The organism is Clostridioides sp. ZZV15-6383, from assembly GCF_020657735.1.
In the GTDB taxonomy this organism is placed as follows: domain Bacteria; phylum Bacillota; class Clostridia; order Peptostreptococcales; family Peptostreptococcaceae; genus Clostridioides; species Clostridioides difficile_D.
This window is the reverse complement of sequence record NZ_JAGWCV010000111.1, coordinates 1-2,681: the sequence shown is the minus strand read 5'-3', so window position 1 is coordinate 2,681 and position 2,681 is coordinate 1. Positions and strand designations below refer to the sequence as shown.

At 22.9% G+C, this 2,681-nt stretch carries 3 protein-coding genes; all 3 read left to right on the top strand.

The features are described from left to right. Positions 1–477 precede the first annotated feature (477 nt). The 3 genes from KGF42_RS18835 to KGF42_RS18825 all read left to right on the top strand — a co-directional run bounded on the left by KGF42_RS18835 (position 478) and on the right by KGF42_RS18825 (position 2,260). Positions 478–855, top strand: coding sequence for a lactococcin 972 family bacteriocin (locus KGF42_RS18835; protein WP_227826889.1), 378 nt, complete (start codon positions 478–480; stop codon positions 853–855). A gap of 178 nt (positions 856–1,033) precedes the next feature. Beyond that, complete coding sequence (locus KGF42_RS18830) at positions 1,034–1,465, top strand: hypothetical protein (protein ID WP_227826888.1); 432 nt, start codon at positions 1,034–1,036, stop codon at positions 1,463–1,465. 249 nt (positions 1,466–1,714) lie between these two features. After that, positions 1,715–2,260: a hypothetical protein gene (locus tag KGF42_RS18825; RefSeq protein WP_227826887.1), complete on the top strand. Its 546-nt coding sequence runs from the start codon at positions 1,715–1,717 to the stop codon at positions 2,258–2,260. The last annotated feature ends 421 nt before the right edge of the window (positions 2,261–2,681 follow it).

Below are 2,681 nucleotides of genomic sequence, written 5' to 3'. Positions count from 1 at the left end.
CTAGACTACACAATAAAATAGTAAAAAATAAACGTGGAATATATCTTCATCATTTAAAAAAAGTATTCTAAAATTATTATTTACAATCAAATATTATCTGAAAAAATGGTATTTTCATACCTTTATTCGTCATGCATAATTTTACTTACAATATAAACTTTATATAAAATAATTAAAAATATACCTATTAAAGGTAAGTAAAAAAGAGCTCTCACAGAACAAATTTAATTTGCTCCTGCGACAGCCCCATTTATTTTTTTGTCTGAAATTTTTATTAATAATTATGTTACAACTGTTATTAAAGTCGTTTTAAATCAATATTTATATGCTTTTTATTATATTTTTTAAAAATAGTTATTAGTAAAAATATAATTTGTATTTTTATTTTAAAAAATATTCAAAATATATTGCCAATTATTTTCATATATAGTACAATTCTATTGTAATAGAATATAAAAAAGAGTAGAATACAAGAAAATGAAGAAAATAAAGAGTAAATTAATGGGATTAGCTTGTATAACAGCAATAGGTTTAAGTTCAGTAGGATTATCGTTTGCAGATAATTCAAATGAAACTAGTGGAAGTTTGATATTGGATGGAAACAAAAAAGCAGCAAGATCTACAACTGAATCTGTAGGTGGTGGATATTGGACATATGATTCATGGGTAAGTAGTCCAGTAAGCAAAAGTGCTTTCTCTACATACGTTCATGATCAAAAATATCACTCGTCATATGCTGAAGTTGGATCTGCAAAAAAATCAAGTGGTAGAAAATCACCAGGTTCTACTGCACATGCTGAAGTTAAAGGGGCTATTAATAAAAGAGCAATCGTTAAATGGAGTAATAATGCTTAATTTTAGTTAATCTTTTTTCTTTTAATAATGTTCTTTGTCAGTAAATAAAAATGGAAGCCATTGATTAAGCTTGGCTTCCATTTTTATCTTTATACTAATATTATGAGAACACATTTATTAATACTACAATTTAATAAAGGAGGCGTTTATACTGAAAAAGATAATAGCATTATTTGTAATGATTATTTCAATATTTTCATTTTGCATAAGTTTTAACAAATTTGATGTTAAAGAGTATAATAGGATACTCAACCTTGAAAATTATATATCAGAACCTTTTACTATTCCTAGAATGAGTGAATTATCGGATCCAGTAATTATTTATGAGGCATTAAGTGATACAGCAAAATCACTAAAGATAAATATCTATAGAAATCAAATCTCTGTTAATAAGGATGGAATTTACGAAATAGAAAAATATGTTTTTTTTACGAATAAAACAAAATATTATGATTACCTACATATAGATGGAAATAAATTTACATATAAAAATCAAGACAAATTAAATAATAGCTTTATATCTTCAAATAAAGACACTAACAATAAACAAATAGGAACAATAAATGAGTTTGGTAAAAATGATAAAATATCTATAAAATCATTACAATAAAGTCATTGATGTATTACTACATTATCATAAAAATATTCTGTGACTAAATGATAAATATAACTATAAAGAAAACAATTAATAATCCGATTATATTAATAATAGGAATATTATGGAAATTCTTACTATTTTATCATCTTAATTATATTTGATTAATTTATTGATATTACTTAGTTTGGATACTTTTTAAGCGATTTATTTTCTAAGATGACTTAAATTCTTTTAAAATTAAAAAGGGGGATTAGGAATATTATGAAGTTAAATAAAAAATTTAAAACTGTATTATCTAAATTAACTTTAACTTTTGTGTTATTCATTTTTTTAACACCTATTAATGGAACAACTGTCAATGCATTAGATAATAAAGAAACTATTAATAGATTAGATAATTATGCAATTGGCTATGAAAAGCATTACAATGTAACGATTGAATCAAAGAAAGTGAATGGTGTTAAACAAGTTTGTGGATATGTAACAGATTTAAATGGAAATCCTGTAGCAAATAAAACTGTTTTCATAGGATTATATGATAGTCCTATATCATATGATACAGAGAAATTATATACGCATGACATGTTTTATGATGAAGTGAAAACCAATTCAAGTGGATACTATACTACTAATGCTTATTATACTGGATATTATTATGAAGTATTTGTGCCTTTCAAGACACTTACAAAAATTGAAGTAGAATCTTTTCTATATTATGGAGGGGAATGGCCTTCAAAAATAGTTTTTGAAACTGATAATTATTATGCTTGTAACGATTACAAATACGTTTATGTTAGTAGATTATAGTTAAAAGTTATTTTAAAAAATAAAATTTTATAATTTAAAATCGGATTCAACTAAGTGATATCAGTATGTAAATCAAATTAGATTTAGTATGAAAAAATTTATTTAAGAAGATCCTCAATCACAAATAGTAATAATTCCTTAAACATTAACAATAAAAATTTAATTAAAAAACAATCTATTGACAGTAATATTATAGAAATAAATAATAAAAGAATTAAAGAAAAATTAAATTGACATAACTTTGTTAAATATAGATTTGAATATGAATTTAAAGTTATATAAAATTAAAAATACAGAGTCTGGAAATATTTATGTGTATTCTTTAAATAAAAATTTATTTTTTAAGTGATAATTAAACATTTATTTGTAAGGCTATGGCTTTAAAAATCATAGCCTTATTTTGATATTTTTTCCATTTTTG

Coding starts and splice junctions, on each gene's coding strand:
- KGF42_RS18835 (WP_227826889.1), top strand. CDS start 478: ATGAAGAAAATAAAGAGTAAATTAATGGGATTAGCTTGTATAACAGCA.
- KGF42_RS18830 (WP_227826888.1), top strand. CDS start 1,034: ATGATTATTTCAATATTTTCATTTTGCATAAGTTTTAACAAATTTGAT.
- KGF42_RS18825 (WP_227826887.1), top strand. CDS start 1,715: ATGAAGTTAAATAAAAAATTTAAAACTGTATTATCTAAATTAACTTTA.